Source organism: Ruminococcus sp., assembly GCF_019417665.1.
Lineage (GTDB): Bacteria > Bacillota > Clostridia > Oscillospirales > Ruminococcaceae > Ruminococcus_C.
Genome location: NZ_DXUU01000005.1, coordinates 83621 through 98745 on the forward strand (window position 1 = coordinate 83621; position 15125 = coordinate 98745).

The window sequence follows — 15125 nt, forward strand, 5'->3', positions numbered from 1 at the left end:
GCAAGATTTTTTAACGCGGAAAACAACAAAACTTGCCAAAAAGATGCGTGAAAAAAGATACGAAACAGGCTCCTAAATAGGTGACAGGATAGTCCGCAGCAGATAACAGGGAAGCCGGGTGAGAATCCCGCACAGTTCCGCTACCGTATACCGGGGAGTTGAAATACAGATGCCACTGATATCATGTCGGGAAGGCGTATTTCCGTGATGATCCGAAAGTCGGGAGACCGGTCTGCATTGCGATTCTACGAGAATAGAGTGTACTATTTTGGCGTAAAGGTGCGCTTTGCAGGATTCTGCAAAGGCTTTCTTTTGGTACGCAAAAATCAGTTATCCCATGTTCTCGCAGATGAGACATGGGATTTTTTGTATCAGGCAGAGGTGAATGTTTATGCAGCTGATGCTGATCCGGCACGGCATGACTGCCGGGAATCTGGAACACTGCTATGTGGGACGACGTACAGACGAATGCCTTTGTCCGGCTGGGATACAGCTGGTACAGGAACAAGCAGCGTTGCTTTCGGACATGGTTCCGGACGTGGTTTTTGCAAGTCCTATGCGGCGGTGCCGGGAAACGGCTGAGATCTTATTCCCCGGTCAGCCGCAGATCCTTCACCCGGACCTGGCGGAATGCGATTTCGGACAGTTTGAGGGAAAAAATTATCAGGAATTGTCCGGCGATCCGGCATACCAGGCTTGGATCGACAGCGGCGGTACGCTGCCTTTTCCGGGAGGAGAATCCCGGGAGGCGTTTATCGAACGGTGCTGCCGGGCGCTGGAGGAACTGGTGCTTAGTCATTCCTTTGAGACAGCGGCGGTGGTTGTCCACGGCGGCACTTGCATGGCGGTGCTGTCGGAACTGGAGGCATCTCATACGCCTTATTTTGACTGGAAGATTCCGCACTGTGTACCGTTTTGCTGTCAGGTGACAAGGACGGTGCCTTTGCGTTTGAAATATGAGAAAAGGAAGTGATCATATGCCGCTTATCATGGCTGGACTGGATTATCGGACGACCCCTATTGCACTGCGGGAACGGTTTTCCTTTTCTGAGAAGAATGCGAAAGCGTTCATGACCAGGGTGCAGGCGATGGATGGTGTGCAGGGCTGTGTGCTTATGGCGACTTGCAACCGGACGGAACTGTACCTTTCCATCGAACCGGACTGTACGGTCTGTCCGGAACAATTGCTTTTGGATGCAGCCGAAGTGGATGAAACGGAAATGCGGGAACGTTTTTTTCGGAAAAAGGAATCTGAGGCAGTGCTGTATCTCATGGAAGTAGCCTGTGGACTGCACTCCCAGATTCTGCACGAGGAGCAGATCGTTACCCAGGTGGGACAGGCAATTGCATTGGCACGGAGCTGTCATGCAGCAGATGCGGCATTGGATACCTTGTTCCGTACTGCCGTTTCCGCTGGGAAATATGCTCAGACCAATGTCAGCGTAACGGCTGTGCCTCTTTCTATTTCCTATAGCGCAGTACAGATGTTAGAGCAGAACTGCGGCGATCTCACCGATAAGGTGTGTGTGGTAGTGGGCAACGGTAAAATGGGACGGCTTGCAGCGGAACTGCTTGTGAAGCGTGGATGTCGGGTGTACGTGACCTTGCGCACCTATCATCATGGGGAATCCATTGTTCCCTTTGGCACAACGCCAATTCCTTATGAGGAACGTTTTTCAAGAATTGACGGTGCAGATATCGTACTCAGTGCCACACGCAGTCCTCATTATACCATTACAGAAGAACAGCTGGAAGCACTGGAGAAAAAACCGGCGTGGATCATGGATCTGGCATTGCCAAGAGATGTGGAGGAATCATGTAAACAGGTGCCAGGGGTGGAGTGCCGGAATATGGACGATTTCAAAAACGGCACAGAGCCAGATGCGGCATCTATGGAGGCACTGCACCAGACGGCAAGGCGATATGCAGAGGAATTCCGCATGTGGCGCAATTATCGGGATTCTGTGCCCTATATCCGCCAGCTGAAAACTTTGTCTGCTGATCGGCTCATGCACAGTACAACCTTGGACGCCTATCGGGGAAATGACGAACTGGAAGAGATCGTCCGTCTGGTGACGGAGAAGACCATTGACATGATCCTGGGCGGCATCAAGCCGGAAGTGACGCCGGATCTGATACGCAATTGCTGTGAAAAAGTACATGACCGGGCACGGTCGTTGGAGAAATAGAGGGACTGGAATATGGGCAAGAATATCATACGTATTGGCAGCCGTGCCAGTCGGTTGGCAGTCATACAGAGTGAACTCATTATGGCGCAGATCCGGCAGATCGCACCAGATGTGACACTGGAACTGGTGACCATGACTACCACCGGCGATCAGGTGCTGGACAAGACATTGGACAAGATCGGCGGAAAGGGATTGTTTCTAAAAGAACTGGATGCTGCTTTGCGGGAGCATCGGGTAGATTTGTGTGTGCATAGCCTGAAGGATGTACCGGTGGAGGAAGATTCGGCAATACCTGTAGGCGCTTATTCTGCGAGAGAAACGCCGGGGGATGTGTTGGTTCTGCCTCAGGGTGTCTCAGAACCGGATCCGGCTCTGCCAGTGGGATGCGCCAGCGCCAGACGGACGCTGCAATTTCACAAGCTCTATCCTGAACTGGAGATCAAACCAGTGCGCGGCAATGTGCTGACTCGGCTGGAAAAGTTGGATCGGGGCGAATACAGTACATTGATTTTAGCGGAAGCCGGACTGACCCGGCTGGGGCTGGCACATCGGATCTCCTATCGCTTCACTCCAGAGGAAATGATTCCGGCAGCTGGACAGGGCGTTATGGCTGTCCAGGGACGAGCCGGAGAATATGCCTGGATTCTGGAAAAGCTGAATGACCCGGATGCAGCTTTGTGTGCACGGACGGAACGGTTATTATCCCGGGAACTGGGCGGTGACTGCTCTTCTCCCATAGGCTGTTATGCTGTGACAGAGGGCGATAGCATGATATTGCGTGGTTTTTACGGTGTGGGTGAACTCCCGAAAAGCGGTATTATCCGTGGAAAAAAGACAGACGCTGTGCAGTTGGCAAAAGAACTTGCAGCACAGCTGAAAGCATAATATGACTGAAAGGAAGAATTGACATGAATCTGATAAATCGTCCACGCCGTTTGAGAAACGGTGCATTGCTCCGCAGTATGGTACGAGAGACACGGATCTCTGCGGATACGCTCATTTACCCCATGTTTGTGCAGGAGGGCATGGGAACCAAGGAGGAGATCACTTCTATGCCTGGGCAGTATCGCTGGAGTCTTGACCGTGTGGATGAACTGCTTCAGAATGTGGTGGATTCCGGCGTGAAAAGCGTGCTTCTCTTCGGAATCCCAGCGCATAAGGATGAGATCGGCAGCAGTGCCTGGGATGCAAATGGAATCGTTCAGCAGGCGGTGCGTCATATCAAGGAGAATTTTCCACAGCTGTATGTGATCACAGATGTTTGCATGTGTGAATATACATCTCACGGACACTGCGGCATTCTCTGCGGTCACAATGTGGACAATGACAAAACGCTGGAGGTTCTGGCAAAGACTGCCCTGTCTCATGTACAGGCTGGGGCGGATATGGTCGCACCGTCGGATATGATGGACGGCAGAGTGAAGCGCATCCGGGAGGTGCTGGACGAAAACGGCTTTGTGAATACGCCCATTATGTCTTATTCTGTGAAATATGCCTCGGCATTCTATGGGCCGTTCCGGGATGCCGCCGGTTCTGCGCCGGCATTCGGCGATCGGAAAAGCTATCAGATGGATTTTCACAATGTCAGAGAAGCACTCCTGGAAGCAGAACTGGATGTGCAGGAGGGCGCAGATATTCTCATGGTAAAGCCGGGTATGGCATATCTGGACGTGCTGAAAACCCTGAAAGAACGGTTTCACCAGCCAGTGGCACTTTATAGTGTCAGCGGTGAATATGCTATGATAAAAGCGGCGGCAATGGCTGGCTATGTGGATGAGACAGCGCTGATCTGTGAGTCTGCTGTCTGTATGTATCGTGCCGGAGCAGATCTGCTTATTACTTATTTTGCCATGGAACTGGCGCAGTATATCCAGGAAGGGAGAATCGGATAATGGAGATCAGAGAGTCGGAACAGTTATTTTCCCGGGCGAAGGAATTGATGCCGGGTGGTGTCAATTCGCCGGTGCGTGCCTTTCAGTCTGTGGGCGGCACACCTCGTTTTATCCATCGTGCAAAGGATCAGTATCTGTACGATGAGGACGGGAACGCCTATATTGATTATATCGGCTCCTGGGGGCCTATGATCTTAGGACACAATCCGGATTTTGTACTGGATGCCGTGTGGGATCAGCTGCAATATGGTCTCAGCTACGGCGCTGCGACAGCTTTGGAAGTGGAAATGGCAGAGCTTATCACAGAAATGGTGCCCTATGTGGAGATGATCCGCATGGTGAATTCCGGCACAGAAGCAGTAATGAGTGCTATCCGTGCCGCAAGGGGTTTCACCGGACGGGACAAGATCGTGAAATTTGAAGGCTGTTACCACGGTCATGCGGATGCTATGCTGGTGAAGGCAGGATCTGGTGTCATGACTGCCGGGATTCCCGATTCCAGCGGCGTGCCCCGGGGCTGTACGGCAGATACCCTTTCTGCGGTATACAACGATCTGGACAGCGTGCAGCAGCTGTTTGAACAATACCCAGAGGAGATCGCCTGTGTTATCGTGGAACCAGTTGCAGCAAATATGGGCGTGGTCGTACCCAAAGAAGGCTTTTTGCAGGGACTGCGCCAGATGTGTAACAAGTATGGTGCACTGCTGATTTTTGATGAGGTCATTACCGGTTTCCGGCTTCTGGCAAACGGTGCTGTGGGGTACTTCGGAATTACACCAGATCTGGTGACTTACGGCAAGATCATTGGCGGCGGCATGCCCGTAGGTGCTTATGGCGGCAGACGGGATATCATGCAGCTGGTAGCACCGTTGGGGTCGGTATATCAGGCAGGCACGCTCAGCGGCAACCCAGTGGCAATGCGTGCTGGCATCACACAGCTGCGATATTTAAAAGCACATCCGGAGGTATATCAGCAGGTGGACAGCTTGTCCACTCGTCTGCGCAGTGGTCTGACAGACATCATCCAGCAGCATCATGCTGCATGTACGGTCAACGGTGTGGGCTCTCTGTCCTGTTTGTATTTCACCGCAGAACCGGTAACGGATTATGCCAGCGCAAAACAGGCAGATATTGCGGCATTCCGGCAATATTTCCACTTTATGCTGGATCATGGCAGCTATTTTGGCCCCAGCCAGTTCGAGTCGATTTTTGTTTCCAATGCGCATACCATGCGTGATATTGAGAAGACTCTGTCGGATGCAGAGGATTATTTTTCCGGTAAATAAAAAGAGGAGTGATCTCACATGAAAAAAATCCATAGCCTGGTCAGTGGTGCAGCAGAATGCCGAACCAAAACCAAAGGCTTGCTGGGATGTCAGATCCTGGTATCTGTTCTTGCAGTCTGTCTGCTGCTGTCCGATATGGCAGCCAGCGGCAGCTTCGGCGCATCTGCCATGCACATTATGGAAGGCTATCTTCCGGCAGGCTGGTGCATTGCCTGGGGTGTACTATGTCTGCCGTTCCTGGCAGCAGGTGCAATTAGCCTGAAGAAGAAAATTGCCTATGACGGCAAGGTAAAGCTCCTGATCGCTTTGTCTGCGGCGTTCGTATTTATCATTTCCTCTCTGAAAATCCCATCGGTTGCCGGAAGTTGTTCCCATCCGACAGGTACCGGATTGGGTGCAATTCTGTTTGGCCCGTCCATTATGTCCATTCTGGGCATCATTGTGCTGCTGTTCCAGGCAATTCTGCTTGCCCACGGCGGATTGACGACACTGGGCGCTAATACATTTTCCATGGCGATTTTTGGCCCCTTTGTCTCCTATGGTATTTTTCGCCTGATGAAAAAATGCAAAGCGCCGGTGAGCTTGGCAGTATTCCTGTCGGCAACGCTGGGGGATATGGCAACTTATATTCTGACATCCATTCAGCTGGCTGCGGCATATCCGGGAGATAACTTCTGGGTATCTGTGGGAAAATTCCTCATGGTATTTGCACCTACTCAGCTGCCCATCGCCATTGCAGAGGGTGTTCTGACTGTCATTGTCTATGGCGTGATCCAGAAGAATTGCACAAAGGAACTGAAAGCGTTGTCTGTTGTGACAGAGGCGAAGCCTATGCGTGGTGCACTTTGGGTGAGAAATCTGGTGCTGACTTTTGGTATTATTCTGCTGGTGACTATCCCTCTGGCACTGTTGGGCGGCAGTGCAGAATTTGGCGGCACAGACGATGCTGCATCCGGTGTTATTGATGAGATCACTGGCGGCTACTCCACCTGGATAGATTCTATCTGGGAACCGCCTTCGGGTGAAATCGAATCCCTGCTGTTCTGTGTACAGGCGGCAATTGGTGCCGGAATATGCGGCTTTGTGCTGGGACGTATCAGCAAAAAGCCCAAAAAAGAGGAAGAAGATACCATTGCCACAACGCCGCAGGAGAGCAGCGTGTAAAGGGATGATCTTATGAAGCGTGTACATCATCATTTCCATTCCCACGGGGAACGAATCCTTATTGACCAGATCGCTTATGCCTCATCGCTGCGCCAGGTGTCGCCCTTTCTGAAGATCTTTGTGTCTCTTTACAGTCTGGTGCTGTGTCTGATTTCCAAGACATATCTCGTAAGTGTATTGATCCTGATTTGTATGTTGCTTGCCATGACTGTTGTGGGAAAAACAAGGTGGCACTATGTGATTCACTTGATGAAGATCCCCCTTGCTTTTATTATTCTGGGTAGTGTCATGGTTCTGATCCAGATCACCAGAACACCTCAGAACATGCTGTGTGCGCTGGCTCTGGGACACTGGCACATTGGTATTACATCTGCCAGTCTGGATCAGTTCGGGCACTTATTTTTTCAATGTCTGGCAGCAGTCAGCTGTATGTATTTTCTGTCTGTCACGACGACCATGACGGAGCTATTTACGGCTTTGCGGCGGATGCATGTGCCGGCGTTTCTGGTTGAGATTATGGAGTTGGTGTATCGGTATATCTTCGTGCTCATGGAAATTTCCTCCCAGATACGAAACGCCCAGGAGTGCCGACTGGGATACAGCACATTAAAAATTGGATTCTATTCCACCGGGCAGCTGATCTCGAATTTGTTTATCCGTGCCTACCGGCAGGCAGAGCGCACATATATGGCAATGGAATCCCGCGGCTATACGGGTGATCTGACTACATTGGGGCTGACATATGAAATGAAACCGCAGTTGCTGGTCGGTTCTGTTGTGTACAGCGTTGTAATGACATCGGTCGTTGTTGTTTTGAAAATTTATAACATGTACATGTTATAAATCGAATTGTCACAAAGAGGAGGCTTTCTATGGGAACAATTTTAGAGGCAAAGCACTTGACCTATGGTTATGAAGAGGGCACACATGCCATTGAAGATCTTTCTCTGACAATTGAGGAGGGAAAGACTACGGCACTACTCGGTGCAAATGGTGCCGGGAAATCAACGCTCTTTCTTCATTTTAATGGTATTTTACAGCCGGAGCATGGGGAAGTGCTGTTTCACGGAGAACCGATCTCTTATAAAAAAGAAGGATTGCGGAAGCTGCGGTCAAAGGTGGGGATTGTCTTTCAGAATCCTGACGACCAGTTGTTTTCCGCTTCGGTCTATCAGGACATTTCTTTTGGTGCTGTTAATATGGGATTGCCGAAGGAAGAGGTGCACCGCCGGGTAGAAGCGGTAATGGAACAGATCGGTATTACAGACTTGCGTGACCGTTCCACCCATTCCCTCAGCTTCGGACAGAAAAAACGTGTTTCTTTTGCCGGCATTATGGTAATGCAGCCGGAAGTGATTATTCTGGACGAACCGACAGCTGGTCTTGATCCGGTAGGCGTCAGTGAACTGATGCATCTGCTTAAGCGAGTTTGCAAGGAACAGCATACTACCATTTTGCTTTCCACACATGATATTGATGTCATTCCTGTCTATGCAGATATGATCTATCTCATTGATAAGGGGAAAATTCTGACCCATGGCACTCCAAAGGAGATTTTTTTACAGCCGGAACTTTTGCGAAGCCATCATCTTCGTCTGCCGAGACTATCACATTTGCTGGAGATATTGCAAAAGGAAGATGTTCTGAATGTGGACTTTTCGGAGGCCACTATTTCCGGCGCAAGAAAGCAGATTTTGCAATGTCTGGACGCGCTGAAACGGGAGGATGCGATATGAAACAGGGAAAGGTCTATTTACTTGGAGCTGGACCGGGCGATCCGGAACTGCTGACACGAAAAGGCGAGCGCTGTCTCCATGAGGCAGATGTCATTGTTTATGATGCGCTGGCGTGCCCATCTATTCTTAATCTGGCGAAGTCTGGATGTGAGCTGATCTTTGCGGGAAAAGTCGCCGGGCATCATTATAAAAAGCAGTATGAAACCAATCTTCTTCTGGCGGAATTAGCGAAAAAGGGAAAAACTGTTGTCCGGCTCAAAGGCGGCGATCCCTTTATTTTCGGACGGGGCGGTGAAGAAGCTCAGGTACTTCTGGCGCATGATGTGGATTTTGAAATTGTTCCTGGGGTTTCCTCCTGTTACAGCGCACCGGCATATGCTGGGATTCCTGTGACTCACCGGGATTTTGCTTCCTCTTTTCATGTGATTACCGGACACAAGAAAATGGGAAACCAGCCGGAACTGGACTATGCGACTCTGGCAAAACTGGATGGCACATTGGTATTTCTCATGAGCCTGACCAATCTGCCTCATATTACTGCTGCACTAATGGCAAATGGAAAATCTTCGGATACCCCGGCGGCAGTTATTCAGCAGGGAACAACTGCCCATCAGAAAACCGCTGTGGGTACGCTTTTCACCATTGCAGAGGAAGTACAACGCCAGCAGATCCACACGCCGGCAATGACTGTCATCGGGGATGTGGTCTCCCTGCGTCAGGAACTGAACTGGTTCGAACGTGGACCCTTGTTCGGGAAAAAGGTGATCGCAACGGGAACGCCCCAACATGCGCGGCTTCTGGCAGAGCATCTGCGGCAGTACGGCGCCGAAACAGAGGAAATTAGTCTCATTGATACGACGAAACCAACGCCAGGACTGCTGCGCAATGTGGACTGGAACGCATACAGTTGGATCGTCCTGACCAGCGGAAATGGTGTGCAGCTGTTCTTTGAGGCATTGGTGCAGGATGAAATAGATCTGCGGCAGTTGTCGCACCTGAAGTTTGCTGCCATCGGAACGGGAACTGCCAAGGCACTGGCGGAAAAAAGCATCTATGTGGATTGTGTGCCTCAGCAGTTCGAGAGCCGTTATCTGGCGGAAGCACTCATTCCTCGGTTGTCCGACTATGACAAGGTGCTGCTCATGCGTGCAGAGAACGGTTCTACAGTGCTGCCAGATCTGCTCCGGGATGCCGGAAAATCCTTCGATGCAGTGTCACTGTATCGGACGGAAACAAATCTGCAAAAAGAGACCCTGCTGTGTATGGCAATACAGGATGCAGATTATCTTGTCTTTGCCAGTTCATCGGCTGTGCGTGCTTATGAACAGATGCGTGACTCCAAGGCGGCATGTCCGGCAAAGGTGATCTCCATTGGCGCAGTGACCACCAGAACGGCAGAAACATTGGGGATCCCTGTGGCATATACTGCAGAAAATGCCACCATAGAAGGAATCACAGACTGTATTTTGCAGGATGCACTGAGCGAGAAAGAGGTGTGAGATGTATCCGGTTTTTTTGGAAGTAAAGGGCAGAAAATGTACGGTGATCGGTGCTGGAACGGTGGCACAGCGCCGTATCCTGACGCTGTTGGAACAAGGCGCAGCAGTAACAGTAGTTGCACCAGAATCCATGCCAGTTCAGTTGAAGGAGAAGAAACTCACATATTTACAGAACCGGTATACGCCGAAGCAGCTCGCCGGGAGTATGTTGGTATTTGCTGCTACAAACGATCCGGCACTAAATGCTGTAATTGTTCAAGATGCTCAGGAGATGGGAATTCTGTCCTCCTCTGTGACGGATTGCGGTGAGGTAACACCGGATTTCAGCGTACCTGCCCAGCGGCATCGAGGTAAGATCACCGCAGCGGTCTCAACGGAAGGTTGTTCTCCCGGCCTGGCAGCGGCGATCTGCCGGGAACTTGAGCCGAAGTTGGAGGAATATGCTGGATTTTGCAGCATATTAGAGGAATTCCGAGAAGTGTGGAAAACTACTGTACCTGATACAGAACGACGCCGCCAGATGCTGAACAGACTTACATCGCCGGGAGTGCTCCAGCTGTATCGGGAAGAAGGCAGACAGGCATTTCTGGAATTTGCGGCAAAGCTGAGTGACGGAAAACTGCCATTAAAAAAGACTGCAATTCTGGTGGTCAGCTTTGGAACCAGCTATGAAAATACTCGGGAAAAAACCATCGGTGCTGTAGAGCGTGCAATCCAGGCGTCATTCCCGGAGGCAGACATATTCCGTGCGTTTACCAGTGGCATGATCATTCGCAAAATGCGCCGCAGCGGAATCGAGATCGATACAGTTCCTGAAGCACTGGAACATCTGAAAAAGGCGGGATATACCCATGTGTACTGTCAGCCGACCCATGTGATTCCCGGTGAGGAATATGACGATCTTTGCCGTGATGCGTCACAATTTGTCCAAAGTTTTTCCGTTTTGCAGATCGGCAGACCGCTTCTGACGGACACTTCAGATTATCCTGCATTGATACATGCGCTGAAAGAGACCATTTCCATGTCCGATTCTAAGGCGTATATGCTCATGGGGCATGGCACATCTCATATGGCAAATCAGGCATATCCGGCGTTTGACTACTGGCTGAAGCGTTCTGGTTATCCCAATGTGTTTGTGGGAACAGTGGAGGGCTATCCTACGCTGGACACAGTATTGGAACAACTAGAAGAAACAGCTTATCATGAGGTGGTTTTGTTGCCTATGATGCTGGTTGCCGGAGATCATGCTCAGAATGATATGGCTGGGGAGGATGAGGATTCCTGGAAGTCCATTTTGATCAGACATGGTTATCGTGTCACGGTCTTGCTTCAAGGATTTGGTGAATATCCGGCAGTTCAGGATTTGTATGTTGCCCATGTACAGGAAATGCTGTGCTCAGAGGAATCTGATGCAGCAAAGGTTTAAGGCAACACTGCACAAAGACCGTCTGACGGCTTTGCACGTCATATGCTGTTCGCCTCATTCGAATCAATGATTGATCATTTAGATTCAATATATCAATCGCAGTTTGAGCATCGGAATCATTTTCACTTGGCTTTATATACCCGTCTATTGTATGAGAAAACCGACTTTCCCAATCTCCATAAGGTATAGATGCAGGTAATTCTTTGCCGCCCTTTTTCATGCCGCAAGTACTACTGGTACAAGAAATGAGCATATTTGAATGTTTCATGCTTAACTGTGGAAAACGACATCTCGGTTAAAAATGTTCAATATGAGAATGTTCTTTATCAATACACTTACAACAATAACAACACAGATAGAACTGCTCATTTTGAAGCATATCAGATTTTAAATAGACCTTTTCTTGTTTAAATTTCGGCTCAAGATTGTCGAAAGTCAAACAAATCATAAACTACTATCGATCAAGAATAGCAATATTTTTGATGACAAGTCCATTCGATTCCCATGAAATATATCAATGGTGATCAATCAAGGCAACATTATGGTTATATATTTCATATAAATTCCTCACGTCTCTACGCACTCAGCATTTTTGCTGGGTGTTTTTTTGCATATTGCTATAAACGTTAATTATATGGAGTCACCTTGGAGTAATTGGTTCATCATCGACAAGGTTTGATGATAAAAATTATGCTGTGTGTTGTCTTGTGATTTTAGAGCAGATAATATATCATTTAAGCATTCTTTTGCTTCTGGAATCATATCTGCATAAACATACACTTTTGCCAATAATTCTTTGCGTAAGAGATTTTGGCGGTGAGATAACCATACGGCGAATTGCTCTGCTTTGAGAATCAAGTGCATTTTCTCCTTCCCAGTGACTGTAAAAGGAATATAGTTCCGGAATCGTTTCCTCATTAAAAATTATTTTGAACAGTTTTACTGGATTGGATATTCCTCCAAAGATTTTAGAAACTGACAATAAATCCATACAATAACCTGACTTCTCTGTTTTTTGTCATTCAGCCAATGATTTTTGTCAAAACTACCAGTTCAAATGTCCTGAAAAAATATTTTTTTGGTGGTATAATGACAAAAACGTTTCATCTGACATCCACGCACGTACTTAACCATAATTATAATGGATTTCAGACAAAAAGTCAACTTTTTGTATAGGAAACTCTGGAGTTATTGATGAATTCGGGCAATAAAAAAGTACCGATTTACGGTACTTCTACTTGAAATTTTCGCAAATTATGACCTTTTGCGAAAACTCAATTTGATATTTATTGTCGAATTTTACATTCAGATTATAGCATATTAGCGCAAAAATGTCAAGCATGAAACGTGAAAAAACAGATTTTTAGTATGAATTGCTGAAATTTTCCTTAAAATGACTGCTTTAAACGATATTTCAAGATTTGTTTTCAGTCATATTCTGGTCAATCTAAAGATGGAGGATAATCAAAATGCCAAGAAGAGAAGATAACATTTACAAACGGAAAGATAACCGTTGGGAAGGACGTTATCCAGTAGGATATAAGTCTGATGGGAAAACAAAGTATCGTTCAGTTTACGGAAAAACTTATTCAGAAGTGAAAGAAAAACTTTTGCAGATGCAGAAAAAAAGCATATCCCAAATTGAACATACCAACTTGACGGTCAAAATACTTTTTGATGAATGGCTTCGAAAAATCAGTAGTCACACCAAAGAATCCACACTTGCGAACTACAAAATGAAGATCAACAAACATCTTCTTCCTTACTTTGGTGGTATGCGGTATGATTTGTTGACATCTTCCCTTATATATAATTTTATTCAGAAGAAATTAGATGCTGGACTTTCTGCGAAATATGTAGCAGATATCTTGATTGTTTTCAAATCTATGACAAAATACGTCAGCCGGGAACATGGGTTTCACAATCCCCTTGTAAATGTGACGCTCCCAAAGAGTAATAAAAAATCAACTGTTCGAATACTTGAACCGGATGAATAACAGAGGTTAACGGAATATATGACACGTAACCTGAACAGGACATCTCTGGGAATTTTTATTTCACTTTATACAGGACTTCGAATCGGAGAATTATGCGGTTTGAAATGGGACGATATTGATTGGAAAAAGAGGATTTTAACCGTCAGTCGAACAGTTCAACGTATCAGTATTTCAGATCATGAAAAATCAACGAAACTTGTTGTTACTGAGCCGAAGAGTGAAACATCAGCGAGACAGATTCTAATTCCCAGTTGTTTCATTGATATGCTGAAGCGATTCAAGTCGAACAAAGATGATTTTGTTTTATCTGGCAATACAAAACCAGTAGAACCAAGAACCATGCAGTATCGTTTTGCATCTGTCTTAAAAAAAGCACATTTGCCGTCAGTTCATTTTCACTCCTTGCGCCATTTGTTTGCTACGAATTGCATCCGGCTTGGATTTGATGTGAAATCCTTGTCGGAAATCTTAGGCCACTCTTCCGTAGAAATCACGTTGAATCGCTATGTGCATTCTTCTTTCGAACAGAAGCGTATCTGTATGGAGAAATTGTCAATGGTAGTGTGAGTGATTTGTCGTCAAAATTATCGTCAAAAATGGAATAAAACGTCACATCAACGGTGCAAATTTCATTTTTTTCGCAAAAGGTCATATTTTGTGATCAAATATAGTATAACCAATTTTGGAGTAAAATTCAGTGATGCTGATTCGTCTTATATTAAAAAACATATAAAATAATTTGAAGTAAGTAATATTCATTGCTTTTGAAAGGTTATTTTTTGTATTTCAAAGGCTTTGGAATTTTACTATAAATATTTTTTGAAAGAGGTTTTATTTATGGCAAAGGATTTTAAAACATTGAACGTACCACCTGCAAGTGAATCTTCGGCAATTCAGTTCTGGACATCGTTTGGATATGAACTGTTCGGAAATCAGGAGGTGAGATTTTCAGAAACGGATGTGAATCAGAATATCTGGACGGATAATATTGAGGTTACCAAAAAAGACACGCATTACATCAAGCTGTCCTTTCAGAGGGATACGTCGATTTCTCACTATGAAGAATTAAAGCAGCTTGAACAGGAAGTGAAAAATATTCCGGAGCCTGTGGAACCGGGTATGCCAAATGGGATTGGAAAAATCATTATTGGTCTTTTAATCTGTACCATACCAGGTATCATTTTCATCATTCAGAATTGCAAATATCCTGCCTTGATGAGAGACTATGAGGAGAAGTACAGAGAATACGTAGCAAAGCGTGATGCAATTGCTAATCGGGCAAGACAGCTTTGCGATTAAGGTACACTGCATAAAGATACCTTTAAAGAATGTCCACTGGCTTTTCCAATCATTTGAGTGCGAACATGTGAAATTGCACTGCAGTACTTTTGCTTCAATTTTTTATTTATAACAAACGTGAGGGGGAATATGAATGGGGATGAGGAGAATTTTAGGCAATGTTGCACAATTACTGCTTCTATGGCCTCTTGTGTGGTTAGTCCTCATTATTTTTAACAATATCTCCCCCGAATTGGGAGAGAATACACTTTTAGAAATAATCTATAATGTACCGCCATTTGATAAGTTTGCAGAATTAGTATATGAATCAATTCAAACGATTACAGTTAAATACTATTATTTTAACTTTTTTAAAAATATTATTCAAGTTTTCAATGATGAATTAATATAATCTTATATAATCGCCTTATGGATTTATATATGGACAAAAGTACAAAAACTGATTTTAAATCCAAAATTGATGCCGATAATTGCAACCTTTTTGGGAATATGCTCTGGATGGTTCACATTGTATTTGACAGAAAATATAGATGCAGAAAATCAAGTTGGATTCTATATTGATTCTGATTCAAATGTTGTTTTGACTAGTGTACCGACACGATGATATATGAACTAAAAATCATACGCATCAAAGCTC

Annotated in this window: 15 protein-coding genes, 1 pseudogene and 1 riboswitch; of the genes and pseudogenes, 15 read left to right on the plus strand and 1 reads right to left on the minus strand. The window is 46.4% G+C overall.

Going from position 1 to position 15125, the window contains the following annotated elements:
* Positions 1–49: 49 nt before the first annotated feature.
* A riboswitch (cobalamin riboswitch) is annotated at positions 50–251 on the plus strand.
* A gap of 140 nt (positions 252–391) precedes the next feature.
* The 11 genes and pseudogenes from QZ375_RS02765 (at position 392) to QZ375_RS02815 (ending at position 11192) form a co-directional block, all read left to right on the plus strand.
* Entirely contained in the window at positions 392–973 is a 582-nt protein-coding gene (locus QZ375_RS02765) for a histidine phosphatase family protein (RefSeq protein WP_295214890.1), read from the plus strand.
* A 4-nt stretch (positions 974–977) separates the two neighbouring features.
* Entirely contained in the window at positions 978–2189 is a 1212-nt protein-coding gene (hemA, locus tag QZ375_RS02770) for a glutamyl-tRNA reductase (RefSeq protein WP_295214893.1), read from the plus strand.
* A 12-nt stretch (positions 2190–2201) separates the two neighbouring features.
* Complete coding sequence (hemC, locus tag QZ375_RS02775; protein WP_295214896.1) at positions 2202–3074, plus strand: hydroxymethylbilane synthase; 873 nt, start codon at positions 2202–2204, stop codon at positions 3072–3074.
* 23 nt (positions 3075–3097) lie between these two features.
* On the plus strand, positions 3098–4081 hold the full coding sequence (hemB, locus tag QZ375_RS02780; protein WP_295214899.1) for a porphobilinogen synthase: 984 nt from the start codon (positions 3098–3100) through the stop codon (positions 4079–4081).
* On the plus strand, positions 4081–5367 hold the full coding sequence (gene hemL, locus QZ375_RS02785; RefSeq protein ID WP_365728119.1) for a glutamate-1-semialdehyde 2,1-aminomutase: 1287 nt from the start codon (positions 4081–4083) through the stop codon (positions 5365–5367). The genes hemB and hemL overlap by 1 nt, the downstream gene beginning before the upstream one ends.
* 135 nt (positions 5368–5502) lie before the next feature.
* Positions 5503–6183, plus strand: a pseudogene (locus tag QZ375_RS02790) (energy-coupling factor ABC transporter permease); the annotation flags it as partial.
* Positions 6184–6198: 15 nt separating this feature from the next.
* Positions 6199–6531, plus strand: coding sequence for an energy-coupling factor ABC transporter substrate-binding protein (locus QZ375_RS02795; RefSeq protein WP_295214939.1), 333 nt, complete (start codon positions 6199–6201; stop codon positions 6529–6531).
* A gap of 12 nt (positions 6532–6543) precedes the next feature.
* Complete coding sequence (cbiQ, locus tag QZ375_RS02800) at positions 6544–7374, plus strand: cobalt ECF transporter T component CbiQ (protein ID WP_295214902.1); 831 nt, start codon at positions 6544–6546, stop codon at positions 7372–7374.
* Between the two features lie 29 nt (positions 7375–7403).
* Entirely contained in the window at positions 7404–8267 is an 864-nt protein-coding gene (locus QZ375_RS02805; RefSeq protein WP_295214905.1) for an ATP-binding cassette domain-containing protein, read from the plus strand.
* On the plus strand, positions 8264–9766 hold the full coding sequence (gene cobA / locus QZ375_RS02810) for a uroporphyrinogen-III C-methyltransferase (RefSeq protein WP_295214909.1): 1503 nt from the start codon (positions 8264–8266) through the stop codon (positions 9764–9766). Before QZ375_RS02805 ends, cobA begins: the two co-directional genes overlap by 4 nt.
* Before the next feature lies 1 nt (position 9767).
* Positions 9768–11192 carry a sirohydrochlorin cobaltochelatase gene (locus tag QZ375_RS02815; protein WP_295214913.1) on the plus strand — a complete coding sequence of 475 codons (1425 nt, stop codon included), beginning with the start codon at positions 9768–9770 and terminating at the stop codon, positions 11190–11192.
* Positions 11193–11822: 630 nt separating this feature from the next.
* On the opposite strand, the gene QZ375_RS02820 is transcribed toward QZ375_RS02815, so the two are convergent.
* Complete coding sequence (locus QZ375_RS02820; RefSeq protein ID WP_295214915.1) at positions 11823–12050, minus strand: hypothetical protein; 228 nt, start codon at positions 12048–12050, stop codon at positions 11823–11825.
* Between the two features lie 611 nt (positions 12051–12661).
* Between QZ375_RS02820 and QZ375_RS02825 the strand changes: the two genes are divergently transcribed.
* From QZ375_RS02825 to QZ375_RS02840, 4 genes are all read left to right on the plus strand, one after another.
* On the plus strand, positions 12662–13189 hold the full coding sequence (locus QZ375_RS02825; RefSeq protein WP_295214918.1) for an N-terminal phage integrase SAM-like domain-containing protein: 528 nt from the start codon (positions 12662–12664) through the stop codon (positions 13187–13189).
* Between the two features lie 18 nt (positions 13190–13207).
* On the plus strand, positions 13208–13756 hold the full coding sequence (locus tag QZ375_RS02830; RefSeq protein WP_295214921.1) for a site-specific integrase: 549 nt from the start codon (positions 13208–13210) through the stop codon (positions 13754–13756).
* 270 nt (positions 13757–14026) lie between these two features.
* Positions 14027–14488 carry a hypothetical protein gene (locus tag QZ375_RS02835; protein WP_295214924.1) on the plus strand — a complete coding sequence of 154 codons (462 nt, stop codon included), beginning with the start codon at positions 14027–14029 and terminating at the stop codon, positions 14486–14488.
* A 133-nt stretch (positions 14489–14621) separates the two neighbouring features.
* Positions 14622–14879, plus strand: a complete 258-nt coding sequence (locus tag QZ375_RS02840) for a hypothetical protein (RefSeq protein ID WP_295214927.1) — start codon at positions 14622–14624, stop codon at positions 14877–14879.
* The last annotated feature ends 246 nt before the right edge of the window (positions 14880–15125 follow it).